Origin of the sequence: Streptomyces sp. NPDC001890, from assembly GCF_042891445.1 — a bacterium.
GTDB lineage: Bacteria > Actinomycetota > Actinomycetes > Streptomycetales > Streptomycetaceae > Streptomyces.
The window spans coordinates 283,558-307,955 of the sequence record NZ_JBIATE010000006.1; the positions used below are offsets into that span (position 1 = coordinate 283,558).

Genomic DNA, 24,398 nt, shown 5'->3' on the forward strand with positions numbered 1-24,398 from the left:
TGCCGGCTGCCGGTGGTGGGTCAGGCGTCGATCACCGCCGCTCGCACGCACAGGACGTCCGGCAGGTGCGAAGCGAGCTGCTGCCAGCTGTCCCCGTCGTCCGCGCTCGCGTACAGCTCGCCGTTGCGATTGCCGAAATAGACCCCCGAGGGGTCGGCGTCGTCCGTGCAGAGCGCGTCGCGCAACACCGTGCCGTAGTGCGTCTCCTCGGGCAGGCCCGTCGACAACGGCTCCCAGGTGCTGCCCGCGTCGGTGGTCCGGAACACCCGGCAGCGGTGCTCGGCGGGCACCCGGTCGGCATCGGCGTTGATCGGGAAGATGTAGGCCGTGTCCGCGCGGTGCGGGTGCGCGGACACGGCGAAACCGAAGTCCGAGGGCAGTGTCCGTCCGATGTCGGTCCAGTGGTCCCCGGAGTCGTCGCTCCGGAAAACTCCCCAGTGGTTCTGGAGATAGAGCCGGTCGAGGTCGACCGCATCCCTCGCCACCTTGTGGACGCACTGACCGAACTCCGGCTCCGGGTCGGGGAGGAAGACCGCGGACACCCCCTTGTTCGACGGAGCCCAGCTCGCACCGCCGTCCTTGGTGCGGAACACCCCGGCCGTGGACACCGCGACGGTCACGGCCCTGGCGTCCCTCGGGTCCGTCAGGATGGTGTGCAGCCCCTCGCCGCCCCCGCCGGGCACCCATTGCGAACGCGTCGGGTGCTCCCACAGCGGACGGACCAGCTCGAACGACTCCCCGCCGTCCTCCGAACGGAAGAGCGCGGCGGGCTCGGTCCCCGCGTACACGACATCGGGAGCTTCGGGGCCCGCCGGATGCAACTGCCAGACCCGCTCCAGCGATGTCCCGGTGAACCGGGGGAACCTCACCGCCGGTTGTCGTGGTTCGACCCAGGTCCTGCCCAGATCGTCCGAGTGGAAGACCGAGGGTCCCCAGTGCGCGCTGTCACCGCCGGCCAGGAGACGTGGAACCCGCCTGCGGGTGTCGATGGCGATCGAACAGACCGCCTGGGCATTGAAATGCGGGCCGTCGAACTCCCACGTGCCGCCGCGCCTGCGGCCGATGAAGAGTCCCTTGCGGGTGCCCACGGTGAGCAGTACGTCGGTCATGGCCGAACCTCCCGAAACGCCGTTGTGTCGGATATCGGCAAGTCTGCCCCCGACCACTGACAGAGGGCCGGAGCGCAGCCGTGACACCCGGGCCCTGTTGCTTCCACGGCCGGCGCGGGTACGGTGCAGCGGGCGTGGAAAGCGCTTGCCGAGAGCCCGCCGAGCGGTTGCCGGGCCGAGACCGAGGAGCAGCTGTGCCGACCTTCGAAGGGTTGCCCGGCGCCGTCGCCGTGTCCCACCTGCGGGTGTACGACTGGCCCACCGCGGACGGCCTGCGCGGCGGGACACCCCATCTCCACCTCACCTGCTCCGAGGGGTACGTGGTGGTCGGCGGCACGGGCTCGGTGCAGACCCTCACCGCGTCAGGATTCCGGCAGACACCGCTGGCCCCGGGGGCGCTGGTGTGGTTCACGCCGGGCACGATCCACCGGCTCGTCAACGAGGACGGGCTGCGCATCGTCGTCCTCATGGAGAACAGCGGACTGCCGGAGGCGGGCGATGCCGTACTCACCCTGCCGCCGGACCGTCTGGCGGACCCCGATGTCTACCGGGCGTCGGTCGCCCTGCCCGTCGGCGGCCCGGAAGCGGATCAGGAACGGGCCGCCCGCGCCCGCCGCGATCTGGCCGTGGAGGGCTTTCTCGCCCTGCGCCGGGCCACCGAAGCGGGCGACCCCGAGCCGCTCGCGGCGTTCCATCGGGCCGCGGCCGCGCTCGTACGCCCGAGGGCCGAGGACTGGCGCGGCCGCTGGCAGCGGGGAGCCGCCGCCGCTTCCGAGGTGACCGGCGCCCAGCTCGACGCCGTGGCACGGGGTGACGGCGACTACCTCGCCGAAGCCTGTGTGCATGCCGAACAGCCTTCCGCGTACGGAAAGTTCGGCATGTGCGGCCGTCTGGACGTCTACCGGGGCTGACCGGCCCCGGCGGCCCCGGCGGCCCCGGCGGCGTCGGAGGCGGCGGAGGCGGCGGAGCGGGTCAGGACCCGGGTCGTGCTGCCGTCACCCTCCACCGTGTCCCGGACATGCCGGAAACCGATCCGGCCCAGCAGCGCCAGTGACGCGGCGTTGTCGGCGGCCACCGTGGCATGCACCTCGGCGAGCCCGAGCGTCTCGAATCCGTACCCGGTCAATGCCTGTGCGATCTCCGTGCCGAACCCCTGCCCCCAGGCGGTGGCGGTCAGTGCGTAGACGATCTCGTGGCCGCCCACGTCCGCCGACGGCTTGATCTCCGCATGGCCGACGAACCGGCCCTCGTGCCGGACCGCCCAGACGTCGAACAGGTCCTGTGCGTAGACCTTGCTGAAGATCCGCCCGAACAGGGCGCGGTCCTCGGCCGCGCTCTGGGGTCCTTCGCCCATCCAGCGGGATACCCGGGTGTCCTGGAAGAGTGCGACGAAGTCCTCCTCGTCGTCCGGCGTGTACGGCGCGAGTCGCAGGCGTGCGGTGTGCAGGGCGGGGGTCGTCATGGCCGGTGACGCTACGCAGGCTCCCGGGCGGTCAGCAACGCAATAGCCGCAGGCCGGTGCGCCCCCGACCGGCCGGACGCGGGATTCGGGAACCGGCCGGAGGTGAGGAAAGAATTCGGTCCGAGGGAAGAATGCGGCCGGACGAACGAAGGGTCGGCCGGGCGAGAGGAAGCGTGGAGCGATGACGAGCGGGATCGAGGACGCCGAAGGGCGTGCGGCAGGACTGACGGTGAACCCCGTCGGGGCGCGGGTCGCGATCAGGGCCGAGGCGCCCTCGGGGGAGCTGTCGCTGATCTGCACCCCGGCCGGGGCCCGGGAGCTGGCGGCGGCGCTCACCCTCGCGGCGGACGAGGCCGACAGCGCGCGGTCGGTGGAGCCCGTCACCGTCAAGGCGCGCGAACTGCGCCGGGGGGACGTACGGGACGGCGACCGGGCCATGACGGTGGAGGACGTCAGGGCCGACGGTGCCACCGTCCACGTGACCTGGAGGTCCGGTGCCGGGCGCAGCTGGACCCAGGGCTATGACGCGGACGCCGACATCACGCTCCGGGTAGTACGAGAGTCATCGTAATTTGACGAGCGTCGTAGTACGGGATGTATCGTACTAACGATTCTTCCGTACCCGTCGAAACGGAGTCCGACGTGAGTGCCCTGTTCGAGCCCTACACCCTGCGGTCGCTGGTCATCCCCAACCGGGTCTGGATGGCGCCCATGTGCCAGTACAGCGCCGCACCGGACGGGCCCGATCAGGGCGTCGCGACCGACTGGCACTTCGCCCATCTCGCGGCGCGAGCCATCGGCGGCACCGGGCTCGTCATCACCGAGGCGACGGCCGTCAGTCCCGAGGGCCGGATCAGCCCCGCCGACCTCGGCATCTGGAACGACACCCAGGTCGCCGCCCTCCGCCGGATCACGGCATTCATCAAGGGGCAGGGCTCCGTCGCCGGCATCCAGCTCGCGCACGCCGGGCGCAAGGCCTCCACGGCGGCCCCTTGGCTGGGCGGCGGGCCGGTCGGGCCGAAGGCGCACGGCTGGACGCCCGTCGCCCCGAGCCCGCTGCCGTTCGACGACGGCCACCCCGTGCCGCACGAGCTGACCGTGAACGAGATCCGGGGCGTCGTCGACCAGTTCCGCGAGGCCGCGCGCCGCGCTCTGGACGCCGGGTTCGAGGTCGCCGAGGTGCACGGCGCCCACGGGTATCTCATCGGGCAGTTCCTCTCGCCGCACAGCAACCGGCGCACCGACGAGTACGGCGGCAGCTTCGAGAACCGCACCCGCCTCGCCCTGGAGATCGTCGACGCGGTGCGTGAGGTCTGGCCGCAGGAACTGCCTGTCTTCTTCCGGATCTCCGCGACGGACTGGCTCACGGAGAACGACGAGGACGACCGCGAGGGCTGGACGGTCGACGAGACCGTGCGGCTGGCCGCCCGGCTCCAGGCCCACGGGGTCGACCTGCTGGACGTCTCCAGCGGCGGGAACGCCCCGCGCGCCCGCATCGCGACCGGGCCGGGGTACCAGGTCCCCTTCGCCGAGCGGGTCAGGTCCGAGACCTCGCTTCCGGTGGCGGCGGTGGGCCTGATCACCGAGCCGCAGCAGGCCGAGAAGATCATCACCGAGGGGCGGGCCGACGCCGTGCTCCTCGGGCGCGAACTGCTGCGCAGCCCGTCGTGGGCCCAGGAAGCGGCCCGCGAACTGGGCAGCGAACTCCGCAAGCCGGAGCAGTACCTCCGCGCGGTCTGAGGCCCCGCACGGACCCGGCCGGACCCCGCGCGCCGTCATGCGTCATGGGGTCCCGGGCCGGGGCGGCCCGGGACCCCATGGCCGCACTCCACGCGGCGCGGGACCGTGCGTGTAGAACTACGACGAATCTCGTATTATGAAGAGCCCGACCAAGAAGGATCCGAGCGACAACAGCAAGTGGAGCCGACGTGACCGCCGCCAGCACCCCTGCCACGAGTACCGCCGAGGCGGGCGGTCGCGTGCTCGACCACCCCGCGCGGGACGAGATCCGCATCGAGGGGGTGCTCCACGCGCTCTCCGACCCGATGCGACTGCGCATCGTCCGTGAGCTGGCCGCCGCCGACGCCGAACTCACCTGCTCCTGTTTCGAGCTGCCGGTCTCCAAGTCCACCTCCACGCACCACTTCCGGGTGCTGCGCGAGAGCGGGATCGTCCAGCAGATCTACCGGGGCACGGCCAAGATGAACGGGCTGCGGCGAGACGACCTGGACGCGCTGTTCCCCGGGCTCCTCGACAGCGTCCTCGACGCGGCGAACCAGCAGCTCCGGCGCGTCGGCGAGGACCGCCCCTAGCCCCGGGCCCCGTCCCGCGCGGCGTTCAGCAGTCCCGCCCAGTCCGGGATCTTCACCCGCTCCCGGCCCAGCGACCGGCCGAGCGCCACCTCCGCCCGCTCGATGGACAGCCATCCGTCCCACTCCACCGGACGCAGCCCCCACGCCCGCAGCGCTGCCACGGGATCGGATGCCGACGGGTGCCCGGCGAGCAGCGGGACGTCGTCGAGCAGCGACGCCACCGTCTCCTTGGCACACGACCGGTTCGAGCCGATCACCCCGGTCGGCCCCCGCTTGATCCACCCGGCGACGTACTCTCCGGGGGACGGCACCCCGTCCCGCAGCACCCGCCCAGCCAGATGCGGCACCGTCCCGCGTACCGGGTCGAAGGGCAGTCCGGGCAGCGGGATCCCCCGGTAGCCGACCGCCCGCAGCACGAGCTGGGCGTCGATGTCCTCGTACGTACCGGCGTCGCGCACACCCCCGCTGCCGTCCGGCACGGTCCGGGCGAACCGGACCCCGGCCACCCGGCCGTACCGCTCCAGCAGCTCGACGGGGCGCAGGAAGAACCGCAGGCGGATGGTGCGCGGCGGATGCCCGCCGGGACCCGCGCCCTCGCTGCCGGCCGCGGCCCATCCGCGCAGGACCTCGACATTGCGCCGGGCCGCCGCCGTCGGGGGCGGCGCGTTCGGCGGCGAGGACAGGGCGGGAGACTGCCGGGCGGACGGATGCGCGTACGCCGGATCGAGGGCGAGCTCCGTCTCGTCCACCACGATCCGGGCCTGCGGCAGGCTGCCCAGTTCGCGCAGCTCCTTGGTGGTGAACCTGGCCTGGGAGGGGCCGCGTCTGCCCGCCATGTGGATCTCGCGCACCCGGCTGCCCGCCAGCGCGCCGAGCGCACCGTGCGGCACGTCGGTGGGGTGCAGCTCCTGTGCGCTCCGCGCGAGAATCCGCGCCACGTCCACCGCCACGTTGCCGACCCCGATCACCACGGCCGAACGGGCCCGCAGCGGGAAGCCGTCGGCCGCCGCGTCGGGGTGCGCGCTGTACCAGGAGACGAACTCGGTGGCGGAGAAACTGCCGGGCAGATCCTCACCGGGGACGGCGAGCGAGCGGTCGGTCGCGGCCCCGACGCAGTAGACCACCGCGTCGTAGAGCTCGCCGAGCCGCTCGGGCGGAATCCCGCCCCCGCCCACCTCAACGTTGCCGAGGAAGGTGATCCGCTCGTGCTCCAGAACGGTCCGCAGGCTGTTCTGCAGCGACTTGATCTTCTCGTGGTCCGGCGCGACGCCGTAACGCACCAGACCGTACGGGCAGGGGAGCCGGTCCAGCACATGGACCCGGACATCGGGAACCCGGTCCTGCGCGACCAGGGCCTGGGCGGTGTAGACCCCGCTGGGGCCGGAGCCGACGACGGCGACACGGAGCACGGCGCACCTCTTCCCGGAGGATGCCTCCAGCATGGCACCGGCGGGGTGAGCGGGGGAGAGGCGCGCCGGGACCGTCGTCAGGACGACATCGTGCGCATTCGGTTGATCTCCACCGTCTGCTGCGCGACGACGTCGCCGGCCATCTCCTCGATCTGCACGTTGTTCCCCTCCGCGAGCACCTCGGTCGCCATCGTGATCGCCCCCTGGTGATGGGTGATCATCAACTTCAGGAAGAGCTTGTCGAAGGCCGCGCCGTCCGCCGCGCGCAACTTCTTCAGCTGCGTCCCGGTCGCCATCCCGGGCATCGCCGAGTGGTCGTGGGCGGATGCGCGCTTCGCTCCGCCGTTGTGCGTGAGCCACCCCTCCATGGCGCCGATCTCCGGCTTCTGGCCGGCGGTTATGCGCTCGGCGAGCCGTTTGACGGAGGCGGAACCGGAACGGGACGGGACGAGCCGGGTCATCTCCAGGGCCTGGGCGTGGTGTTGGATCATCATCTGCGCATAGCGGTAGTCGGCCGAGTTGGGGCTGTCGTCCCCGGCGGCCTTCGCGGCCTCCTCGACGGAGAGCGTCCGTGCGGGCTCCCCCGGCTTTCCGGGAGCCACCACCGAAGGACCCCCGTCCGTCCGCGCCTCGGTGCGGCTTTCGCCGTTCCCCGCATCGCACGCGGCGAGGGCGAGGACGGCCGAAACGGCTACTGCGACAAATGCGGAGCTACGTGCACACATGGTCTGACGGCGGATCAACAAGTGGACCTCCATGGCCATATGGGGTGGTTGCCGACCGTCCTAACACGCTTCCGCGCAGCAGCGATCAGAAACTTTCATTACGTCTCTGTTGCCATCTGTTGGGATCACCATGGCAAGGACGATACTGCCGAGGTCCGTGAACCGTTCAACTACGTTCGGATCCATGGGAGGACGCAGTGAATTCGTTGCACACGAGCCCGGTGCGGCGCAGACGGCTGGGCGTGGCGACGGCAGCCGCCGGCCTGCTGGCCACGTTGCTGATGGCCGGACCCGCGGCCGCGACGCCCGACCCCGGGGACCGGGGCGAGGCCCGGACGGGTGTCTCCGCCGCCCAGCAGGCAGAGGCCGAGGCCGCGATCGAGAGCGGCGAGGTACCAGGCGTGGACGAGATCGTCCACAGCTCCAACATCACTCATCTGGCCAACGTCCCGAAGGACGCGTTCAAGGGCCTCAACACGGACCTGGCCTTCCAGGGGAAGTACGCCTTCGCCGGAAACTACGACGGCTTCCGGATCTTCGACATCAGCAACCCCAGCTCCCCGAAGACGGTCTCGCAGGTTCTCTGCCCCGGCTCGCAGAACGACATATCGGTCTCGGGCAACCTGCTCTTCCTGTCCACCGACTCCTCGCGCAGCGACAACTCCTGCACCAGCACCACCCAGCCCGCCACGGAGAAGTCCTCCTGGGAGGGCATGAAGGTCTTCGACATCAGCGACAAGCGCAACCCGAAGTACGTCGCCGCCGTCGAGACCGCGTGCGGATCGCACACCCACACACTGGTTCCCGAGCGCAACAACGTGTACGTGTATGTCTCCTCGTACTCGCCGAGCGCGACGTTCCCCGACTGCCAGCCGCCGCACGACGGGATCTCCGTCATCAAGGTGCCGCGCAACGCGCCCGAGAAGGCGGCGGTCGTGAACTTCCCGGTGCTCTTCCCGGACGGCGGCAACCCGGGTGCCCCGGACAACCCGGGCGTCTCCAAGACCACCGGCTGCCACGACATCACCGTGCTGCCCTCGAAGGACCTGGCCGCCGGTGCCTGCATGGGCGACGGGCTGCTGTTCTCCATCAAGGACCCGGAGAACCCGAAGGTCATCGACCGGGTGCAGGACAACGTGAACTTCGCGTTCTGGCACTCGGCGACGTTCAACCAGACGACGGACAAGGTCGTCTTCACCGATGAGCTCGGCGGCGGTGGCGCGGCCACCTGCAACGAGGAGATCGGCCCGAAGCGCGGCGCCAACGGCATCTACGACATCGTCGGCAAGGGCGACCACCGCAAGCTGGTCTTCCGCAGCTACTTCAAGATCGACCGCCCGCAGGCCGACACCGAGGTCTGCGTCGCCCACAACGGCTCGATCATCCCGGTCAAGGGCCGCGACCTGATGGTCCAGGCCTGGTACCAGGGTGGGGTGTCGGTGTGGGACTTCACCGACTCGTCGAAGCCCAAGGAGATCGGCTACTTCGAGCGCGGCCCGGTCAGCACCGACGCGGTCACCACGGCCGGCCCCTGGTCGGCGTACTACTACAACGGCTACATCTACTCCAACGACATCGCCAAGGGCTTCGACGTCCTGAAGCTCGACGACCGGCGGACCGACCCGGCGAAGCGGGTGCGGCTGGACGAGCTCAACGTGCAGACCCAGCCGGAGTACTTCGACCGCTGACCGGCCGGATCCACAGCATGACCGGATCCGCTGCACGACACGCGACCGGATCCACCACCCGACCGGAACCTCCACCCGGCCGGATCCACCGTGAAACGGAAGGCTGTCCCGCGGGGCGGATCCACCGCCCCGCGGGACAGCGCGGTTCGCGGGTCGGCGCGCTTCTAGGCGGCGGACCTGCCTCCGCCGCCCGTCGCGGCGGCCCACTCCACCAGCAGGCGCTGGTACTGCTCCTCGTCCTCGGGCGACAGACAGCCGCCCGAGCGCTGCCACAGCTCACGGATCTCTTTGTTGACCACGGCGGCGGTGCGCGTGGAGTCGGAGGGGCACGGAGAACGGGACATGCATACAGGCTAAGGCCCCGATGTGACAATCAGACCCATTGGGCGTCAGGGACATCTCTCACATGTCTGTCAGGCAACGTCCGGCACCAGTCCGAGCGTCCGCAGTCCGTCGGGCCGCTCCGCCACTGGCAGATGCTGTACGAACCGCACGTCACAGCCCAGTGCGGCGGCCCCGCCGTCCGCGTTCCGGTCGTCGCCGACCATCACCACATCCGCCGGATCCAGCCCGAGATCTGTGCAGGCGATGTGGAAGATCCGTGAGTCCGGCTTCTGGACGCCGAGCTCGTACGACAGCACGTAGGCGTCGATCAGGGGGTCCAGGCCGTGCGCGCGGAAGACCGGCCGCGGGTCCCAGCCGATGTTGCTGACCACACCGATCCGGATTCCGCTGTCGTGCAGCGCGCCGAGCACCTCCGCCGCGTCCGGATACGGTTCCCAGGCGGCCGGTGTCCGATGCCGCTCGTACAGAGCGTCGTACAGTCCGGGATCAGGCAGGGCCACCTGCCGGGCCAGCCCGGTGTACGCCTCCCGGTGCAGTTCCGCGCTCTCGTCACGGGTGGCGTACGCGGCGGCGAGCCGGGCGGGGACGTGCCGGGGAGGCGGGCCGCCCGGCAGCGCCCCGGCGGCCTCCAGCTCACCCGCGCACCGCTCGAAGTCGGCCTCGTCCACCGTCACCCCCTGCTCGGCGAGGACCGCGCGCAGCCAGGACCGGACGGACTCGATGCGGAAGAGAGTCCCGGAGAAGTCGAAGAGCACACCCTTGATCTGCATGGCTGCGATCCTCCCCGGTGCGGGGCGGCCCCGACAAGGCGGCCCGCCCCGCATCGGGGGAAGGCGTGACGCGGCCGGTCGGGGCCGGCTCAGGAGCGGCCGGTCGCGAGGGGTCCGCCGCGCCGCTCGTACCGGGTGAATCCGGCGATCGCGAAGGCGACCAAGGACACCCCCATCAGCCAGCCGGCCAGTACGTCGCTCAGCCAGTGCACGCCCAGGTAGAGGCGGGTCAGGCCCACCCCGACGACCGAGACGCACGCCACGGCCAGCGCCGTCCGCCACAGCCGGGGCCCGGCGCCGTGCCGGCGCAGCAGCCAGAGCAGCAGGCCGCAGGTCACCGCCGCCGTCATCGCGTGACCGGATGGGAACGCCGCGTAATGCGCCGAATCCACCGGGTCGGGCCACTGCGGCCGCTCCCGGCCGACCGCGGACTTCAGCCCCTGCTGCACCAGGGTGCCCAGCACGCTCGTCGCCGCGACCCACACCGAGAGCAGCCGCTCCCCGCGCCACCACAGCGCCACCACCGCCACCGCGATCAGGGCGCGCATGGTCCACGGATCCCAGGCCCAGTCGGTCAGGATCCGGTTGGCGTGGACCAGACCGGGTTCGGCCACCGCCCTGCGGTGCAGGGCGTCCGCGACGGCACGGTCCAGCGTCATCAGCGGTGACCAGTGCACGGCGACGAGGATCAGCACGACCAGCGCGAGAAGCGCGCAGACCGCACCCGTCGCGAGAGGCGTGACACGGGAACGCGTACGGACCGGCGGGGGGAGCTGCGTGGACGGCATGGGGCGATCTTCGCGGAAGGGCGGCGGCCCTGGCTATCGCAGCGCGCTGAGTCCTGGCACGAAGGCCACCACGAGCGGGACCACCGGCACCAGCGCGGCCGCCGCGGTCAGCCGGAGCCGACGGCCCGCGGTGAGCCGGTCCGCCGGGGTCAGCAACCGGTTCACCCGCATCGGCAACTGTGCGTCCGGCGCCGGGCAGGGGCCGAACACGCCCCGGTCCTCGTTGAGTTCCACCAGGGCCAGGGCGATCGTCAGCCGTCCGAACCGCTTCGACGCCACGTCGTCCGCGGCCAGTTCGACCAGTCGGTGCATCTCGTCGCGGAACGCCGCGAACACCGGTACCTGCGGGAACCCCGTCGCCAGCGCGCCGGAGCAGTGCAGCAGCCAGTCGTGCCGTGCGTTCGCGTGCCCCTGCTCATGGGCCAGCACCGCATCCAGCTGACGGCCTTTCAGGCGCCTGAGTGCCGTGGTGGTGATGACCAGTTGAGGCGCGGAACCCGGCAGCCACCAGGCATCCGGACGCTCACCCTCCAGCACGACGAGACGTCCGCTGCCGGGCTTCTCGCCGGGCATCAGCGGGGCCCGCACCAGGAGTTCGGCGCGCCGCTGCCTACGACGCACCCGGGCCCGGTGGATCTCCCGGGTCAGCATCACCGCCGACCACAGCCCGCCGAGCGCCAGCAGCACGGCCATGGCGGCGGACCACCGGCCGTGCCCGCCCAACGCGTAGGCCTCCACCACCGCGTGCGGCGCCGGCGCGAACACATGCCCGCGCACCGCCTGCCAGGCGGCGGCCGCGCTGAACGTCATGGCGAGCGCGAAGGAGAGCAACACCCCGGCCACCACGCACTGCCACACCCACAGCGCCACCACGGGCTCGCGCTCCGGCCACCGGGCCCTGGCCATCAGCCGCGGGGTCAGGAGGGCGGCCAGTGCACCGAGCAGCAGCAGTGCGAGGGAGACCAACATGACGTCAGCCTATGAGGGGTGCGGTACCCACGGGTATGGCTGTGCACGGCAAGTGACGCAGACCACGGTTTGACCGGCCGACTGTCTCACAGGGTGAGCAGCATCGCGAACATCGCCATCCCCATCGTCAGCCGGCAGGCGAGGGCCAGCTCGGGCCGCGCGGTCCAGGAGCCGCCGGCCGGGCCACCGCCACCGCCCGCCGGGACGGGAGCGGCGGCCACGGGTATCAGCCGGGCCCCCGACCGCAGCACGTACACCGCGTAGTAGGCGAGCAGCAGCCCGGTCAGCACAGGGACGCCCCCGGCCGCCGCGGCCCCGTGGCCCGGATGTCCGCCGTGTGCCGCACCGCCGCCCGGTGCCATGGTCAGGGCCATGTAGACCATCGCCGAGGACCCGACGAGATGGTGCAGATGGTGTCCGTTGCGCCGCGAGAACCACAGCGCGCGCAGCGAGGCGGCCCCGAACAGTGCCGCGTACACCGCCCAAGCCCATGCGGGGGGTGTCACGACGGCCGCCGGCACCGCCATGGCGGCCATGCCGAACCCCATCAGCGCCTCCGCACGCGCGGTCCTGCGCCCCTCCCCGGTCTCGCCGCGGGTGCGCAGCAGGCAGTACGCACCCGTCGTCGCGCACAACGCCATCAGCAGCCAGCCCGACATCGCCGATCCGTGCACAGCGCACCTCCCCCTGGCCGTACGACGCGGTCCCCATTGGTCGATGCCCGGACAAGGACCGTCGTACGCGGCGCACTGAGGTACAAGGGGAGCGCGCGGCAGGAGCGTTCCTGCCGCGCGCTGCGGCTTCGTCCTCCTGGGCGCCGGTTCGCCCTCCCGGCGGCAGACGCCCTCTCGTCAGCCGAGAGCGAGGGACTTGAAGGCGCGTGCCTGCTCGGTGATGGCCCGCTCCGTGGGCAGCCGTTCCATGGAGGAGGCGCCGAAGAAACCGGCGATTCCCGAGGTGTGCTCCAGGATGTGACGGGCGTCCTCCGGCTCGGCGATCGGGCCGCCGTGACAGAGCACGACGATGTCGGGATTGACGCGCTTCGCGGCGTCGTGCATCTCCTGCACGGCGGCCGCGGCCTGATCGAGCGTGAGCGCGGTCGAGGCGCCGATGGACCCCTTGGTGGTCAGCCCGACGTGCGGTACGAGGACATCGGCACCCGCCCGCGCCATTTCGGCGGCCTGCTCGGGGTCGAACACATAGGGCGCGGTGAGCAGATCGCGTTCGTGGGCCTGGCGGATCATGTCGATCTCCAGACCGAAGCCCATGCCGGTCTCCTCCAGGTTCTCGCGGAACCTGCCGTCGTAGAGCCCGACGGTGGGGAAGTTCTGCACGCCGGTGAAGCCGATGGCCTTCAACTGGTCGAGGAAGTTGCCCATGATCCGGAACGGGTCGGTGCCGCACACCCCGGCGAGCACGGGGACGTCCCGCACCACAGGCAGGACCTCGCCCGCCATGTCGAGCACGATGGCGTTGGCGTCGCCGTACGGCAGCAGGCCCGCCAGCGAGCCGCGCCCGGCCATCCGGTACCGGCCGGAGTTGTAGATGATCAGCAGGTCGACTCCGCCGGCCTCCGCGCACTTGGCGGACAGGCCGGTGCCTGCGCCCGCGCCTATGACGGCCTTGCCTGCTGCGACCTGCTCGGTCAGGCGCGACAGGGCTTGGTTGCGGTTCACGTGTGGACTCCTGATTCGGTCGGTGGGTTTCCCGCCGCTGAGACGTGCGGATGCGAGGCTCAGACGTTCGGGTGCGAACGTTCCTGGGTGCTGATCAGCTGGTGGAGGTGATCGGCGGCGGCGACGCCGAACGACATGTCGTTGAGATGTGCGCCGATCTCGCGCAGATCGACGGCGCTGCCCCGCAGGGCGGCACGCAGGGCGGCCAGCCCGGCCGCGTCGGCCTCCGGATCGTGGAACGGCCCGCCCCGGGCGTCCACGGCGGAGAAGCCGCCCAGAGGCCACAGGACCGCGGTCGGGCCGTGCGCCGAGGCCAGCTTGTGCCCCATGGAGGCGCCGAGTCCGGTCATCTCCTCCGCCGTGGTGCGCATGAGTGTGACGGTGGGGTTGTGCACGAGCAGCCGGCGATCCGCGAAGCGTTCCGGAACGGTGTCGACGGGGCCGAAGTTGACCATGTCCAGCGCGCCCGGCGCGACCACCTGCGGCACGCCGGCCCGGCCCGCCGCGGTGAGCCGGTCAGGGCCGGCGCTCAGCACGCCGCCGACCAGCTCGTCCGCGAGCTCGGTGGTGGTCAGGTCCAGGACACCTGCGAGGAACCCGCCCGAGGCGAGCTTCTCCAGCGCCCGGCCGCCCGCACCGGTGGCGTGGAAGACCAGGACCTCGTAGCCCAGCTCGTCCAGCCGCCGGCGGGCGGCGTCGACCGCCGGCGTGGTGACGCCGAACATGCTGGCGCCGATCAGCGGACGGCCCTGGGGCCGCGACTCGTTCAGGCTCCGCTCGTGGTGGATGGCCATGCCGGCGGCCGCGGCCACCGCGTTGCCCATGATCTGCGAGGACACCGAGTTGATGCCCGCCACGTCGACCACGCTGTACATCATGGTGATGTCGCTGCTGCCCACGTACGGCGACACGTCCCCGGCGGCCATGGTGGACACCAGTACCTTCGGGACGCCGATGGGCAGCGCCTGCATGGCGCGGGCGGCGATGAAGGACCCGCCGCTCCCGGCCACCGCCAGCACCGCGTGCAGCTGCCCCTCGCGGTGCAGATCACCGACGATCTGCTCGACCCCGTCGGCCATGGCGGACACCGCCGCACCCCGGTCCCCGCCGGCGCGCAGCGCCTCCAGACCGTGCCCGGCACGGCGTGCGACGGCCGCCGCGTCGATGTCGCCCGCGACCGTGCCCGCGGGCGACGGCATCACCCCGGCATCGACGAGCACCACGTCGCAGCCCGCTTCGCGGAGCCGCGCCGCGAGCCACTCGTACTCCGCCCCCTTGGTGTCCAACGTCCCGACGAGCACCACGGTCGCCATGTCCCTGCTCCTTTGCAACGGCGTTCTCCCGATCCTGTGCGAGCCGCCGGACGGCGGCAAAGACCACTTGGGGGCAATTGGCCTGCGGCGGGCGATGACGAGCGCACGGACCGCAGATGATGGGTGCATGGACCGCATTCCTCCCACCCGGCTGTCCCGTCTGCTCACCGGATGGTCCAAGGACGGCACGGGCGCGATGCCACGACTGCTGGCCGAGGCGCTGCGCGAGCTGGCGCAGCGCGGCGACGTGGCACCGGGCACGGTGCTGCCGTCCCAGCGCGCCCTGGCGACGGCGCTGGGCGTCAGCCGCTCCACGGTGACGGCCGCGTACGGACTGCTGGAGGCCGAGGGGTGGCTGGAGAGCCGGCAGGGCAGCGGCTCCCGGCTGCGGGGTTCCGGCGCGGTGGGTGAGCCGGCGACCGAGGGGCGGCTGGCCAGCTTCGGGACCAGGGACGGGGGCATCGACCTGTCCAGCGGGGCGCTGGACGGCCTGCCCGCGGTCGCGGCGGCCGTCGGTGACCTGTCCGCCGGTGACCTCACCGCCGCGCTGGCCGGCGACGGGTACCTTCCGTACGGGCTGCCCGAGCTCCGCGAGGGGATCGCCGAGTACCACCGGTCGGCGGGTCTGGCGACCTCTGCGGAACAGATCCTGGTGACCGCCGGATCCCAGCAGGCCGTCTGGCTGATCACCCAGGGCCTGGTCGAACCCGGTGACACGGTGATCGTGGAGGACCCCACCTACCGCGGCGCGCTCGAAGCGCTGCGCGGCCGCGGCGCCCGGCTCGTCCCGCTGCCCGCGGGCGGGGCGCACGGCGCCCGCGCACTGGCCCGGCTGGCCGGCCATGTCCGGCCCCGCCTCGTCTATCTGCAGCCGTCCGTCCACAACCCCACCGGACGCGGCATGGACGAGCCCACCCGCCGCGCCTGGGCCGCCGTGCTGGCCGAACAGGGCCTGTACGTGGTGGAGGACAACGCCTACGCCGAACTGTCCCTGCTCGACGACGCCGCGCCCCGCTCCCTCGCCGGCCTGCTGCCGCCCGCCGCCACGGCCACCGTGGGCACCCTGTCCAAGCTCTTCTGGGGCGGCCTCCGGCTGGGCTGGATCCGGGCCTCCACCACCGTGATCCGGCGCCTGGCCGACATCAAGAGGTCCGTCGACCTGTCGTGCCCGGTGGTGGACCAGATGCTGGCCGTGAGGCTGCTGGGGGAGCTGCCCGAGGCCCGCGCCCGGCGCCGCTCCCGGCTGCGCGAACGTCTGGCGGAGACCGAACGGCTGCTGCGCGAGCAGGGGACCGGCTGGCGGTGGGAGCGCCCCGCCGGTGGCTCCGCCCTCTGGGTGGAGATCCCCGGCGCCGACGCCGAAGCCACCGCCCAACTGGCCCGTCGCGCGGGCGTGCTGATCGTCCCCGGCCCGGCCTTCTCCGCCGTGGACGGCTTCCGTCACCATGTGCGACTCCCGTTCGCCGACGACGACGGCGGTCTGGCGAGGGCCCTGCCCGTGCTCGTCGACTGCGCGCGGCGCAGCCGCGCCCCGCACTGACGGCACCACCGCGCCGGCTCAGGGGCGATGGCGCAGCGGATGGTCCGCCGGGACCTCCACCATCACGATCCGGTGCCCGTCCGGATCGCGGATCCACATCTCGACCAGGCCCCACGGCTCGCGCACCGGCTCCCGCAGCACCTCGACGCCGCGGGCCGACAACTCCTCGTACGCCGCCCGCACGTCCGCGACCTGCATCCACAGCCGGAGGCCGGGCACCGGCGGCTCGGTGGCGCGTCCGGACACCTCCAGGAAGCCGCCGCCGAGGAAGTAGACCGTGCCCCGCTCGGGGCCGGTGCCGAACTCCCGGTAGACGGGCAGCCCGAGGGACTGGCCGTAGAAGGAGCGGGACCGTTCGGGATCGGCCGGGCGCAACAGGATCCGGCTGCTCAGCACATGAACCATGTGCCCGAATCTAGTTCGCGGCAGCCGGGTTACGCTGCTCCGGCACGGCCACAGCACAGAAACGGAGAGCCACCCCCATGGACACCGCCCCCGCCCAGGACCCGGGACAGCTGACCTTCCGTGACGCCGCCGACGCCGATGTGCCCGCGCTGGTGACGCTGATCGAGTCGGCGTACCGCGGGGACTCCAGCCGGTCGGGCTGGACCACCGAGGCGGACATCCTGCAGGGGCAGCGGACGGACCCGGACGGTGTGCGGCGGGTTCTCGAAGCGCCCGGAAGCCGGCTGCTCGTGGTGGAGCGCGACGGCGGGCTCGTCGCCTGCTGCCAGCTCGAACACCGCGGTGACGCCGCCTACTTCGGGATGTTCGCGGTCCGTCCAGGACTGCAGGGCGCGGGGCTCGGCAAGGTGATCATCGCCGAGGCCGAGCGCACCGTCCGGGAGAGCTGGGGCGTGCGCGAGATGCACATGACCGTGATCTCGGTGCGCGAGGAGCTGATCGCCTGGTACGAGCGGCGCGGCTACCGCCGTACGGGAGAGCTCAGCCCGTTCCCGTACGGCGACGAGCGCTTCGGCATTCCGCAGCGCGACGACCTCGCGTTCGAGCTGCTGGTCAAGGACCTCGTCTGACCGGGGCCGCGATCAGGCGGTGAAGCGGCCGGCGCGGCGGATCTCCGGGTAGTCGGTGGTCGCGCCGTCCAGCCGCAGGGCGCGTGCCAGCCGCAGCTGGTCCTGGGTGTTCACCACCCAGCCGATGACCTTCAGCCCCTCGGCGTGCGCCTGCTCGGCCACCTCCAGGGTGAGGCGGCGGATGTTCAGGGCCAGCGTCGCCGCCCCCACCGCCTTCGCCCGGTCCACCACGTCACCCTGCCAGCGGCTGGCGATGAGCACGGTCCGCACCCCCGGCACCAGCCGGGCGATCTCGGCCACCGCCTCGTCGTGGAACGAGGACACCTCGACCCGGTCGACGAGATCGCGTGCCAACATCACCTCGGCCAGCGCGCGGGCCGCCGCCGCGTCCTTGATCTCGGCCTGCACGGGGGACCGCACGGCGTCGAGCACCTCCTCGAAGACCGGCACCCGCTCGCCCTGTCCGGCATCGAGCTCCCGCAGCTCGGACAGGGTCTTCTCGTTGATCGGCCCGGTGCCGTCGGTCGTACGGTCCACATCGGCGTCGTGCATGACGGCCAGCGCGCCGTCCTTGCTCAGATGAAGGTCCAGCTCGATCGCGTCCATTCCGGCCCGTTCCGCGTGGACGAACGAGCGCAGGGTGTTCTCCGGCTCGACACCCATCACTCCGCGATGTCCGATGGTGAGAAAAGACAAGGCAACCCGCTTCCGTCGACGGCGTCTCCCCCCTGCGGTTCCTACCCACGAGGCCCTGCGGCATACGGGGATCCGGCAGTCCGACCCCACTGGGGGAGCGGGGAAGGGGCGGGCACCTGCGGTGCGCGACCGGCCGACGGAAGTAGCCGCCGATAACGCTCCGCACAGGAAGAATCGCGGTGACCATGGGGGTCGGCAGGATAATTTTCTGAGCCCCACTTGTCTCAAGGAACCGCACATGGATACGGTTGCTTAACGCGAGGTTCTCCTGTGGAGGAAGTGTTATGACGGAAATTCTTGTGCAGGACGCTGCTGCGGGCGGCATAGCCACGGACCGGAGAGTGGTCGATCATCCTGCCTGGCCCGCACTCAAGAATGCCGTGGAGGAGATCCGCCCCTGGCAGTCGAAGGACGGTTCCATCGACTTCGAGGCCGAGGGCGCGCCGTCCCCCGAGGCCGCGCGGTCGACGCTGGACCGTGTGATCGCCGCGGTCGAGGAGCTCTCCCCGCTGCTCCCGCACGACGCCGCGTACCACCGTGCCCTCGCCGCGGACCTGCGTCGCTGGGCCACGGACGGCTTCGGCGTACCGGACTTCCTGGACTCGCTGCTCGCCTTCCAGCCGGCCAAGCACCGCGCCGACGGTTTGCAGCACCTGGCCGTCTTCGCGATGTACACGCAGAACGGCAACCCGGACCGCAACCTCGAAGCGGTCGTGCTGCGGATGGTCTGGCCCGAGTGGCTGGCCGAGCTCGAAGCCACCCGCTACGACAACCCGCTGTTCTGCGGCATCACCTTCGAGGACTTCACCTCGGGCTACGACACCAACTCCGCCGTGCTCTTCCCGGAGACCATCGCCGTGCGCGAGGCCCCCGAGCGCTTCAGCTGGGGCGGCATCTTCTGCGACCGCGAGGCGGCCCGCTTCCGCCGGGTCACCGAGGCCTCGGTCGAGCTGCTCGGCGTCGAGCTGCCCGACGACATCCGGGAGATGGTCGCCGACCAGCAGCGCTGCGAGCAGGCGTTCGTCCTGTGGGACATGGTCCACGACCGCACCCACAGCCACGGCGACCTGCCCTTCGACCCCTTCATGATCAAGCAGCGCCAGCCGTTCTGGATGTACGGCCTGGAGGAGCTGCGCTGCGACCTCACCGCCTTCAAGGAGGCCGTGAAGCTGGAGGCCGAGGGCAACGCGCACGGCCGCGACGTCCAGTACGCCGTCCTCTTCGACCGGATGTTCCGCTTCCCCGTCACCGGCGAGCGCGTCCGCAACTACGACGGCCTCGGCGGCCAGCTGCTCTTCGCGTACCTCCACAAGCACGACGTGGTCCGCTGGACCGACAACACGCTGAAGATCGACTGGGACCGCGCCCCGCAGATCACCAACCAGCTCTGCGCCGAGATCGAGAAGCTCTACCGCGACGGCATCGACCGCCCCAAGCTGGTCCACTGGTTCGCCGCGTACGACCTGGTCTCGACCTACCTCGCCCCGCACCCGGGCTCCCGCTGGGCCAAGGGTCCGGACGCGCTGGACCTGTCGCAGCCGCCCCGTAAGCTCGTCGACGACGTGCTTCCCGACGAGTTTCCCCTGAGCATGTTCTATGAGGCGCTCTCCAAGAAGCTGAAGAACGTGATCGCCTCGACCAAGGGGATCACCGCCGCGGATGCCGAGCGGGCAGCCGCGTGAGCGCCGGGTCTGAGGAGGCGGTGGCCATGAACGGAAACGGCAGGGGCAACGGGAGCGGTGCTCTCGAAGGTGCCGTGGTCGCGGTGGCCGGGGCCGCGGGCCCGGCCGGGCGGGCCACACTGATGAGGCTCGCCGAGGCCGGTGCGACGGTCGTCGCCTCCGACGCGGACGCCGCCCGCCTGGCCGAGGCGGTCGACGCCGCGCGCTACGCCCACGGCGGCGCCACCGTCACCGGCGACACGGTCGATCTGCTGGACCTCGGTGCGGCCCGTGAATGGGCGGACAAGACCGAGAAGGAGTTCGGCCGGATCGACGGCCTGGTCCACCTCGTCGGCGGCTGGCGCGGCAGCGCGAGCTTCGCCGAGACCGACCTCGCCGACTGGAACCTGCTGGAGAAGCTGCTGATCCGTACGGTCCAGCACACCTCGCTGGCCTTCCAGGAGGGTCTCCAGCGCAGCGACCGGGGTCGCTATGTGCTGATCAGCGCGGCCGGGGCGTCCAAGCCCACCGCGGGAAACGCCGCCTACGCCGCGTCGAAGGCGGCGGCCGAGGCCTGGACGCTCGCGCTCGCGGACGCGTTCCGCAAGGCGGGGGGCGACGAAGGGCCCAGGACCGCGGCTGCGATCCTGATCGTCAAGGCACTGGTGCACGACGCGATGCGCGCCGAGCGCCCCAATGCGAAGTTCGCGGGCTTCACCGACGTCAAGGAGCTGGCCGATGCCATCGCCGGCGTCTGGGACCGGCCCGCCCCGGAAGTGAACGGAAAGCGCCTGTGGCTGACCCCACAACCGTAAGGACCGACGCGCGGCGCCACCACGACCCGCAGATCCGCGGTTTCGCCAGTGACAACTACGCGGGCACCCACCCGGAGATCCTCGCGGCCCTCGCCCTCGCCAACGGCGGTCACCAGATCGCCTACGGCGAGGACGAGTACACCGAGCACCTCCAGCGCGTCATGCACAGCCACTTCGGCCCCACCGCCGAAGCCTTCCCGGTCTTCAACGGCACCGGCGCCAACGTCGTCTCCCTCCAGGCGATGACCGACCGCTGGGGTGCGGTGATCTGCGCCGAGTCCGCCCACATCAACGTGGACGAAGGCGGTGCCCCGGAGCGGGTGGGCGGTCTCAAGCTGCTCACCGTGCCCACCCCGGACGGCAAGCTCACCCCCGAGCTCATCGACCGGCAGGCATACGGCTGGGACGACGAGCACCGTGCCATGCCGCAGGTCGTCTCGATCACCCAGAACACCGAGCTGGGCACGGTCTACACGCCCGACGAGATCCGCGCCATCTGCGACCACGCCCACGGACACGGCATGAAGGTCCATCTGGACGGGGCCCGGATAGCCAACGCCGCGGCGTCGCTGGACGTGCCGATGCGTACGTTCACCAACACCGTCGGCGTCGATGTGCTGTCCTTCGGTGGCACGAAGAACGGGGCGATCTTCGGCGAGGCCGTCGTCGTCCTGAACCCGGACGCCGTCCGCGCCATGAAGCACCTGCGCAAGCTGTCCATGCAGCTCGCGTCGAAGATGCGCTTCGTCTCCGTGCAACTGGAGGCGCTGCTCGCCGGGGACCTCTGGCTGCGCAACGCCCGGCACGCCAACGCGATGGCCCAGCGGCTCGCCGAGGGCGTGCGGACGGTGGACGGGGTGGAGATCCTCCACCCCGTCCAGGCCAACGCCGTCTTCGCCCGGCTGCCCCATGAGGTGAGCGAGCGGCTGCAGAAGCGCTTCCGCTTCTACTTCTGGGACGAGGCGGCCGGCGATGTGCGCTGGATGTGCTCCTTCGACACGAGGGAGGACGACGTCGACGCGTTCGTCCTCGCTCTGAAGGAAGAGATGGCGAAGTAGCCAGAACTCGACAGTCGCTGAATAGATATGCGGCTGACCGGAAAGTCATTGACTGCCGGTCGGCCGCACATCTACGCTCGGCGTCCATGGAACTGATCCAGCAGGTCCCTGAACTCTCCGCCTATCTGGCTGCCGACGAGGCCATCGACCACGAGCATCCGCTCGTGCGGGAGACAGTCGCCAAGCTCCACGGAGACACCACCGACGCATATGCATACGCGTCCGCCGCCTATGCCTTTGTGCGCGACACCATTGCGCACTCCGCCGATTCCGGCGACACGCGGGTCACCTGGCGCGCCTCCGACGTCCTCGCGACGCGCCACGGCATCTGCCATGCCAAGTCCCACGCCCTGGCCGCCCTGCTGCGCGCGGCGGGCATCCCGACCGCTCTCTGTTACCAGGCCCTCGCCGACGACGACGGGGGGCCCGGTCCCGTGCACGGGCTGATCGCGATCCGGCTGCCCGGCCGCGACCGCTGGCACCGCCAGGACGCCCGCGGCAACAAGCCCGGCGTCGACGCGCGGTTCTCGCTCGACGAGGAGCGGCTGGCCTGGCCCGTCCGCCCCGAGATCGGTGAGGTGGACTACCCGCACCTGTACGCGGCCCCGCATCCGGCGGTGCTGCGCGGCCTGCGGTCCGCCGCGGACCGCCCGCAGCTGTGGCGCACTCTTCCCACGGCGCTCCGGGCCGGAGAAATGACGCTCTGAGCCGGAGGAGCAGCACTCCGGGCAGCGGGTCGGCGCCCGCTCCCCGGAGTGACGTTTCGGCCGGGTCAGCTCCTCTCCCGCACCTCGGCGGGGGTCGGGGCCGTACCGCCGAGGTGGGCGGGGACCCACCAGGTGTCGCTCGCGTCCTTCGGACGCACGGGATAGGCGCGCTGGGCCGCCTCCAGGAGCTCCTGGACCCGCTCCCGCAGCCGCCGTGTGATCGCGCCCGCGTACTGGTCGGTGGGCGCCTCCACGGGCTCGCCGACCCGGATCGTCACCGGCACGTGGTTGCGCTTGAGATTGCGCGGCCGGCCCTTGGTCCACAGCCGCTGCGTCCCCCACAGCGCCATCGGGATCAGCGGTACGCCGGCCTCCTGGGCCAGCCGGGCGGCGCCCGACTTGAAGCTCTTCAGCGTGAACGACTCCGAGATGGTGGCCTCGGGGAACACGCCGACGATCTCGCCGGCGCGCAGCGAGGCGAGCGCGTGCGCATACGCGTCCTCACCCTGCTTGCGGTCGACGGGGATGTGCTTCATGCCGCGCATCAGTGGTCCCGAGACCTTGTGCCGGAAGACCGACTCCTTCGCCATGAAGCGGACCAGCCGCTTCTGCGGCAGGGCCGCGAGCCCGGTGAAGATGAAGTCCAGATAGCTGATGTGGTTGCTTACCAGTACCGCGCCACCGGTCTTCGGGATGTGCTCGGAACCCTGAGTGTCGATCTTCAGGTCAAGCGCCTTGAAAAACGTACGAGCGGCGCCGATGACCGGCCGATAGACGAGTTCTGCCATCTGGGGAAGACCCTTCTTCAGCGCCTGAGGAGGGTTCTCCCGGCGGAAGTTACGCAGCCGTAGGTTTTCGGCATTGCGCCGATCGTGCCCCATGCGCGACGCGGTGGCCAGTCTCCGAGGGCTCGGGGCGCGAGATTCTCGTCACGTGGAACCTCCGGGAATGTCTCGCGGGCCGATGGTGCTGACCTCTTGCGATGAGCTCTGACAGGAGGCCGAAGGTGGACGGGCAGACATGTGGAGACCCGCTGGACGCGGCCCGGCTCGGCGCCGAACTGGGGGAGCGGGCCACGCTCGTGCAGTTCTCCAGCGCGTTCTGTCAGCCCTGCCGGGCCACCCGCCGGACCCTCGCCGAGGTGGCGCGCATGGTGGACGGCGTGGCCCATGTGGAGATCGACGCCGAGGCGCATCTCGCTCTCGTACGGGAGCTGGAGATCAGCCGGACGCCGACCGTGCTGGTCCTCGACGCGGCCGGCCGGATCGTCCGCCGGGCCGTCGGTCAGCCGCGCACCGTCGACGTGGTCGCCGCTCTGGGGCGGGCGATGTGACGGACAGTGATACATCTCCCACATCGCGAAACGGCCTTGACTGCATCGGCCATGCATCGTCAGTCTGACGCTATGCCGCCGGAACTCCTTCTCTACGGCCGGGTCCATGTGGATCTCGCCCGCAACGCGAGTGCGTGCTGTCCGGGTGCCTGAGCGACCACGGCCCCGTACACCACTTCCGCAGAAGGACATGTCCATGACGGCATCGCCCGAGCTCGGCACCCCCCGCACGGCCTCTCCCGAGCTGCTCCGCTTGGTCTTCCGGCAACACGCCGCCGGCGTGGCGGTGATCACCGCCGCAGGTGAGCGCCCGGTCGGCTTCACCGCCACCTCCCTCAACTCCGTGGCCGCCGATCCGCCGCTGATCTCCTTCGGGGTCGGCACCTCGTCCTCCAGCTGGCCGGTCCTGGCCGAGGCCGAGCACGTCGGCGTCCACATACTCGGCGAGCACCAGCAGGAGCTGGCCGCCACATTCGCCCGCAGCGGCGCCGACCGGTTCGGCCCGTCCACCTATTGGCGCAGTGGGCCCGAAGGAGTACCGGTGCTGGGCGGCGTGCTGGCGTGGCTGGTCTGCCGCGTGGTCGCCCGTGTCCCGGCCGGGGACCACCGGATCGTGATCGCACAGGCCGTGGTCGGCGATCCGGCCGGAGGGGGCCGTCCGCTGGTCTATCACCAGGGCCGTTTCAACGCGCTGCGGGACTGACTCCCGCCCAGGCGCCACATGGGGTGCCGTACGTTGGGCATATCACAGTTCCAAGCGCTTGCTCATGAGTGAGCGGCTGGGTGTACTGGCTAGTAATATTTCCGGTAGAGGCGTCGGTCGCCCCGACCGGAAACCGCCCCATCAGGCGCCTATGCTGCGTGCAACAAGGCAGCCCGGAAATGACGATGCAGTAGGAGAGCCGGCGTGAGCTTGAGGATCGTTGTCTGTGTGAAGTACGTGCCCGACGCCACCGGTGACCGGCATTTCGCCGATGACCTGACGGTG

Annotated in this window: 28 protein-coding genes and 1 pseudogene; 15 read left to right on the forward strand and 14 right to left on the reverse strand. The window is 71.2% G+C overall.

Annotated elements, in window-relative coordinates; all coding sequences use genetic code 11:
• Positions 1-20 precede the first annotated feature (20 nt).
• On the reverse strand, positions 21-1,109 hold the full coding sequence (locus ACFYY1_RS19320) for a WD40/YVTN/BNR-like repeat-containing protein (RefSeq protein ID WP_388586807.1): 1,089 nt from the start codon (positions 1,107-1,109) through the stop codon (positions 21-23).
• Positions 1,110-1,303: 194 nt separating this feature from the next.
• Between ACFYY1_RS19320 and ACFYY1_RS19325 the strand changes: the two genes are divergently transcribed.
• The gene (locus ACFYY1_RS19325; RefSeq protein ID WP_388586810.1) at positions 1,304-2,020 is read left to right on the forward strand and encodes a cupin domain-containing protein; all 717 of its coding nucleotides are present in this window, start codon (positions 1,304-1,306) and stop codon (positions 2,018-2,020) included.
• Here the strand turns inward: ACFYY1_RS19325 and ACFYY1_RS19330 are convergent.
• Positions 2,008-2,571: a GNAT family N-acetyltransferase gene (locus ACFYY1_RS19330; RefSeq protein WP_388586813.1), complete on the reverse strand. Its 564-nt coding sequence runs from the start codon at positions 2,569-2,571 to the stop codon at positions 2,008-2,010. The genes ACFYY1_RS19325 and ACFYY1_RS19330 overlap by 13 nt on opposite strands.
• Positions 2,572-2,752: 181 nt before the next feature.
• Here ACFYY1_RS19330 and ACFYY1_RS19335 point away from each other — a divergent pair, with 181 nt between their 5' ends.
• The 3 genes from ACFYY1_RS19335 (at position 2,753) to ACFYY1_RS19345 (ending at position 4,883) form a co-directional block, all read left to right on the forward strand.
• Positions 2,753-3,142 carry a hypothetical protein gene (locus ACFYY1_RS19335; protein ID WP_388586816.1) on the forward strand — a complete coding sequence of 130 codons (390 nt, stop codon included), beginning with the start codon at positions 2,753-2,755 and terminating at the stop codon, positions 3,140-3,142.
• A 71-nt stretch (positions 3,143-3,213) separates the two neighbouring features.
• Positions 3,214-4,311 (forward strand): NADH:flavin oxidoreductase/NADH oxidase, encoded by a 1,098-nt coding sequence (locus ACFYY1_RS19340; RefSeq protein WP_388586818.1) that lies wholly within the window; start codon positions 3,214-3,216, stop codon positions 4,309-4,311.
• A gap of 188 nt (positions 4,312-4,499) precedes the next feature.
• Positions 4,500-4,883, forward strand: coding sequence for an ArsR/SmtB family transcription factor (locus ACFYY1_RS19345; RefSeq protein WP_388586821.1), 384 nt, complete (start codon positions 4,500-4,502; stop codon positions 4,881-4,883).
• Here ACFYY1_RS19345 and ACFYY1_RS19350 read toward each other — a convergent pair.
• Positions 4,880-6,292 (reverse strand): FAD-dependent oxidoreductase, encoded by a 1,413-nt coding sequence (locus ACFYY1_RS19350; protein WP_388586824.1) that lies wholly within the window; start codon positions 6,290-6,292, stop codon positions 4,880-4,882. The two genes, ACFYY1_RS19345 and ACFYY1_RS19350, sit on opposite strands and share 4 nt — an antisense overlap.
• 77 nt (positions 6,293-6,369) lie before the next feature.
• A complete protein-coding gene (locus ACFYY1_RS19355; RefSeq protein WP_388586827.1) occupies positions 6,370-7,056 on the reverse strand; it encodes a DUF305 domain-containing protein in 687 nt (228 codons plus the stop codon).
• Between the two features lie 158 nt (positions 7,057-7,214).
• On the opposite strand from ACFYY1_RS19355, the gene ACFYY1_RS19360 reads away from it, so the two are divergent.
• A complete protein-coding gene (locus tag ACFYY1_RS19360) occupies positions 7,215-8,705 on the forward strand; it encodes an LVIVD repeat-containing protein (RefSeq protein ID WP_388586830.1) in 1,491 nt (496 codons plus the stop codon).
• 164 nt (positions 8,706-8,869) lie between these two features.
• Here the strand turns inward: ACFYY1_RS19360 and ACFYY1_RS19365 are convergent, their stop codons facing one another.
• From ACFYY1_RS19365 to ACFYY1_RS19395, 7 genes are all read right to left on the reverse strand, one after another.
• Positions 8,870-9,049 carry a hypothetical protein gene (locus tag ACFYY1_RS19365; protein ID WP_388586833.1) on the reverse strand — a complete coding sequence of 60 codons (180 nt, stop codon included), beginning with the start codon at positions 9,047-9,049 and terminating at the stop codon, positions 8,870-8,872.
• Positions 9,050-9,118: 69 nt separating this feature from the next.
• Positions 9,119-9,820 (reverse strand): HAD family hydrolase, encoded by a 702-nt coding sequence (locus ACFYY1_RS19370; protein ID WP_388586836.1) that lies wholly within the window; start codon positions 9,818-9,820, stop codon positions 9,119-9,121.
• Between the two features lie 89 nt (positions 9,821-9,909).
• Positions 9,910-10,608 carry a phosphatase PAP2 family protein gene (locus ACFYY1_RS19375; protein ID WP_388586839.1) on the reverse strand — a complete coding sequence of 233 codons (699 nt, stop codon included), beginning with the start codon at positions 10,606-10,608 and terminating at the stop codon, positions 9,910-9,912.
• 33 nt (positions 10,609-10,641) lie between these two features.
• Entirely contained in the window at positions 10,642-11,577 is a 936-nt protein-coding gene (locus ACFYY1_RS19380; protein WP_388586842.1) for a M56 family metallopeptidase, read from the reverse strand.
• Positions 11,578-11,663: 86 nt separating this feature from the next.
• Entirely contained in the window at positions 11,664-12,251 is a 588-nt protein-coding gene (locus ACFYY1_RS19385; protein ID WP_388586845.1) for a DUF5134 domain-containing protein, read from the reverse strand.
• A gap of 177 nt (positions 12,252-12,428) precedes the next feature.
• Complete coding sequence (locus ACFYY1_RS19390; protein WP_388586848.1) at positions 12,429-13,253, reverse strand: phosphoenolpyruvate hydrolase family protein; 825 nt, start codon at positions 13,251-13,253, stop codon at positions 12,429-12,431.
• Positions 13,254-13,312: 59 nt separating this feature from the next.
• Entirely contained in the window at positions 13,313-14,566 is a 1,254-nt protein-coding gene (locus ACFYY1_RS19395; protein ID WP_388586851.1) for a Tm-1-like ATP-binding domain-containing protein, read from the reverse strand.
• Positions 14,567-14,693: 127 nt separating this feature from the next.
• On the opposite strand from ACFYY1_RS19395, the gene ACFYY1_RS19400 reads away from it, so the two are divergent.
• Complete coding sequence (locus ACFYY1_RS19400; RefSeq protein ID WP_388586853.1) at positions 14,694-16,106, forward strand: PLP-dependent aminotransferase family protein; 1,413 nt, start codon at positions 14,694-14,696, stop codon at positions 16,104-16,106.
• A gap of 18 nt (positions 16,107-16,124) precedes the next feature.
• On the opposite strand, the gene ACFYY1_RS19405 is transcribed toward ACFYY1_RS19400, so the two are convergent.
• The gene (locus tag ACFYY1_RS19405; protein ID WP_388586856.1) at positions 16,125-16,511 is read right to left on the reverse strand and encodes a VOC family protein; all 387 of its coding nucleotides are present in this window, start codon (positions 16,509-16,511) and stop codon (positions 16,125-16,127) included.
• Between the two features lie 77 nt (positions 16,512-16,588).
• On the opposite strand from ACFYY1_RS19405, the gene ACFYY1_RS19410 reads away from it, so the two are divergent.
• Positions 16,589-17,140 (forward strand): GNAT family N-acetyltransferase, encoded by a 552-nt coding sequence (locus tag ACFYY1_RS19410; RefSeq protein ID WP_388586859.1) that lies wholly within the window; start codon positions 16,589-16,591, stop codon positions 17,138-17,140.
• A gap of 12 nt (positions 17,141-17,152) precedes the next feature.
• Here the strand turns inward: ACFYY1_RS19410 and ACFYY1_RS19415 are convergent, their stop codons facing one another.
• Positions 17,153-17,803: a glycerophosphodiester phosphodiesterase gene (locus tag ACFYY1_RS19415; RefSeq protein ID WP_388586862.1), complete on the reverse strand. Its 651-nt coding sequence runs from the start codon at positions 17,801-17,803 to the stop codon at positions 17,153-17,155.
• Between the two features lie 317 nt (positions 17,804-18,120).
• Between ACFYY1_RS19415 and ACFYY1_RS19420 the strand changes: the two genes are divergently transcribed.
• From ACFYY1_RS19420 to ACFYY1_RS19435, 4 genes are all read left to right on the forward strand, one after another.
• On the forward strand, positions 18,121-19,518 hold the full coding sequence (locus ACFYY1_RS19420) for a DUF6421 family protein (protein ID WP_388586865.1): 1,398 nt from the start codon (positions 18,121-18,123) through the stop codon (positions 19,516-19,518).
• A gap of 26 nt (positions 19,519-19,544) precedes the next feature.
• Positions 19,545-20,312 carry an SDR family NAD(P)-dependent oxidoreductase gene (locus ACFYY1_RS19425; RefSeq protein WP_351253538.1) on the forward strand — a complete coding sequence of 256 codons (768 nt, stop codon included), beginning with the start codon at positions 19,545-19,547 and terminating at the stop codon, positions 20,310-20,312.
• A complete protein-coding gene (locus ACFYY1_RS19430) occupies positions 20,291-21,370 on the forward strand; it encodes a threonine aldolase family protein (RefSeq protein WP_388586869.1) in 1,080 nt (359 codons plus the stop codon). The genes ACFYY1_RS19425 and ACFYY1_RS19430 overlap by 22 nt, the downstream gene beginning before the upstream one ends.
• Positions 21,371-21,456: 86 nt before the next feature.
• A complete protein-coding gene (locus ACFYY1_RS19435) occupies positions 21,457-22,077 on the forward strand; it encodes a transglutaminase domain-containing protein (protein WP_388586872.1) in 621 nt (206 codons plus the stop codon).
• 65 nt (positions 22,078-22,142) lie between these two features.
• Here ACFYY1_RS19435 and ACFYY1_RS19440 read toward each other — a convergent pair whose 3' ends face one another.
• Positions 22,143-22,865 (reverse strand): lysophospholipid acyltransferase family protein, encoded by a 723-nt coding sequence (locus ACFYY1_RS19440; protein ID WP_388586875.1) that lies wholly within the window; start codon positions 22,863-22,865, stop codon positions 22,143-22,145.
• A 194-nt stretch (positions 22,866-23,059) separates the two neighbouring features.
• Here ACFYY1_RS19440 and ACFYY1_RS19445 point away from each other — a divergent pair, with 194 nt between their 5' ends.
• From ACFYY1_RS19445 to ACFYY1_RS19460, 4 genes and pseudogenes are all read left to right on the forward strand, one after another.
• Entirely contained in the window at positions 23,060-23,410 is a 351-nt protein-coding gene (locus tag ACFYY1_RS19445; protein WP_388586878.1) for a TlpA family protein disulfide reductase, read from the forward strand.
• Between the two features lie 72 nt (positions 23,411-23,482).
• The gene (locus ACFYY1_RS19450) at positions 23,483-23,563 is read left to right on the forward strand and encodes a putative leader peptide (RefSeq protein WP_388586909.1); all 81 of its coding nucleotides are present in this window, start codon (positions 23,483-23,485) and stop codon (positions 23,561-23,563) included.
• Positions 23,564-23,606: 43 nt separating this feature from the next.
• Positions 23,607-24,113, forward strand: coding sequence for a flavin reductase family protein (locus ACFYY1_RS19455; RefSeq protein WP_388586881.1), 507 nt, complete (start codon positions 23,607-23,609; stop codon positions 24,111-24,113).
• Positions 24,114-24,317: 204 nt separating this feature from the next.
• Positions 24,318-24,398: pseudogene (locus ACFYY1_RS19460) on the forward strand (electron transfer flavoprotein subunit beta); the annotation flags it as partial.

Bases quoted from the DNA above. Each gene is read 5' to 3' on its own strand.
- ACFYY1_RS19320 (WP_388586807.1), bottom strand. From the start codon at position 1,109: ATGACCGACGTACTGCTCACCGTGGGCACCCGCAAGGGACTCTTCATC.
- ACFYY1_RS19330 (WP_388586813.1), bottom strand. From the start codon at position 2,571: ATGACGACCCCCGCCCTGCACACCGCACGCCTGCGACTCGCGCCGTAC.
- ACFYY1_RS19335 (WP_388586816.1), top strand. From the start codon at position 2,753: ATGACGAGCGGGATCGAGGACGCCGAAGGGCGTGCGGCAGGACTGACG.
- ACFYY1_RS19355 (WP_388586827.1), bottom strand. From the start codon at position 7,056: ATGGCCATGGAGGTCCACTTGTTGATCCGCCGTCAGACCATGTGTGCA.
- ACFYY1_RS19365 (WP_388586833.1), bottom strand. From the start codon at position 9,049: ATGTCCCGTTCTCCGTGCCCCTCCGACTCCACGCGCACCGCCGCCGTG.
- ACFYY1_RS19370 (WP_388586836.1), bottom strand. From the start codon at position 9,820: ATGCAGATCAAGGGTGTGCTCTTCGACTTCTCCGGGACTCTCTTCCGC.
- ACFYY1_RS19375 (WP_388586839.1), bottom strand. From the start codon at position 10,608: ATGCCGTCCACGCAGCTCCCCCCGCCGGTCCGTACGCGTTCCCGTGTC.
- ACFYY1_RS19380 (WP_388586842.1), bottom strand. From the start codon at position 11,577: ATGTTGGTCTCCCTCGCACTGCTGCTGCTCGGTGCACTGGCCGCCCTC.
- ACFYY1_RS19395 (WP_388586851.1), bottom strand. From the start codon at position 14,566: ATGGCGACCGTGGTGCTCGTCGGGACGTTGGACACCAAGGGGGCGGAG.
- ACFYY1_RS19400 (WP_388586853.1), top strand. From the start codon at position 14,694: ATGGACCGCATTCCTCCCACCCGGCTGTCCCGTCTGCTCACCGGATGG.
- ACFYY1_RS19405 (WP_388586856.1), bottom strand. From the start codon at position 16,511: ATGGTTCATGTGCTGAGCAGCCGGATCCTGTTGCGCCCGGCCGATCCC.
- ACFYY1_RS19410 (WP_388586859.1), top strand. From the start codon at position 16,589: ATGGACACCGCCCCCGCCCAGGACCCGGGACAGCTGACCTTCCGTGAC.
- ACFYY1_RS19415 (WP_388586862.1), bottom strand. From the start codon at position 17,803: ATGGGTGTCGAGCCGGAGAACACCCTGCGCTCGTTCGTCCACGCGGAA.
- ACFYY1_RS19420 (WP_388586865.1), top strand. From the start codon at position 18,121: ATGACGGAAATTCTTGTGCAGGACGCTGCTGCGGGCGGCATAGCCACG.
- ACFYY1_RS19425 (WP_351253538.1), top strand. From the start codon at position 19,545: ATGAACGGAAACGGCAGGGGCAACGGGAGCGGTGCTCTCGAAGGTGCC.
- ACFYY1_RS19435 (WP_388586872.1), top strand. From the start codon at position 21,457: ATGGAACTGATCCAGCAGGTCCCTGAACTCTCCGCCTATCTGGCTGCC.
- ACFYY1_RS19440 (WP_388586875.1), bottom strand. From the start codon at position 22,865: ATGGCAGAACTCGTCTATCGGCCGGTCATCGGCGCCGCTCGTACGTTT.
- ACFYY1_RS19445 (WP_388586878.1), top strand. From the start codon at position 23,060: ATGAGCTCTGACAGGAGGCCGAAGGTGGACGGGCAGACATGTGGAGAC.
- ACFYY1_RS19450 (WP_388586909.1), top strand. From the start codon at position 23,483: ATGCCGCCGGAACTCCTTCTCTACGGCCGGGTCCATGTGGATCTCGCC.
- ACFYY1_RS19455 (WP_388586881.1), top strand. From the start codon at position 23,607: ATGACGGCATCGCCCGAGCTCGGCACCCCCCGCACGGCCTCTCCCGAG.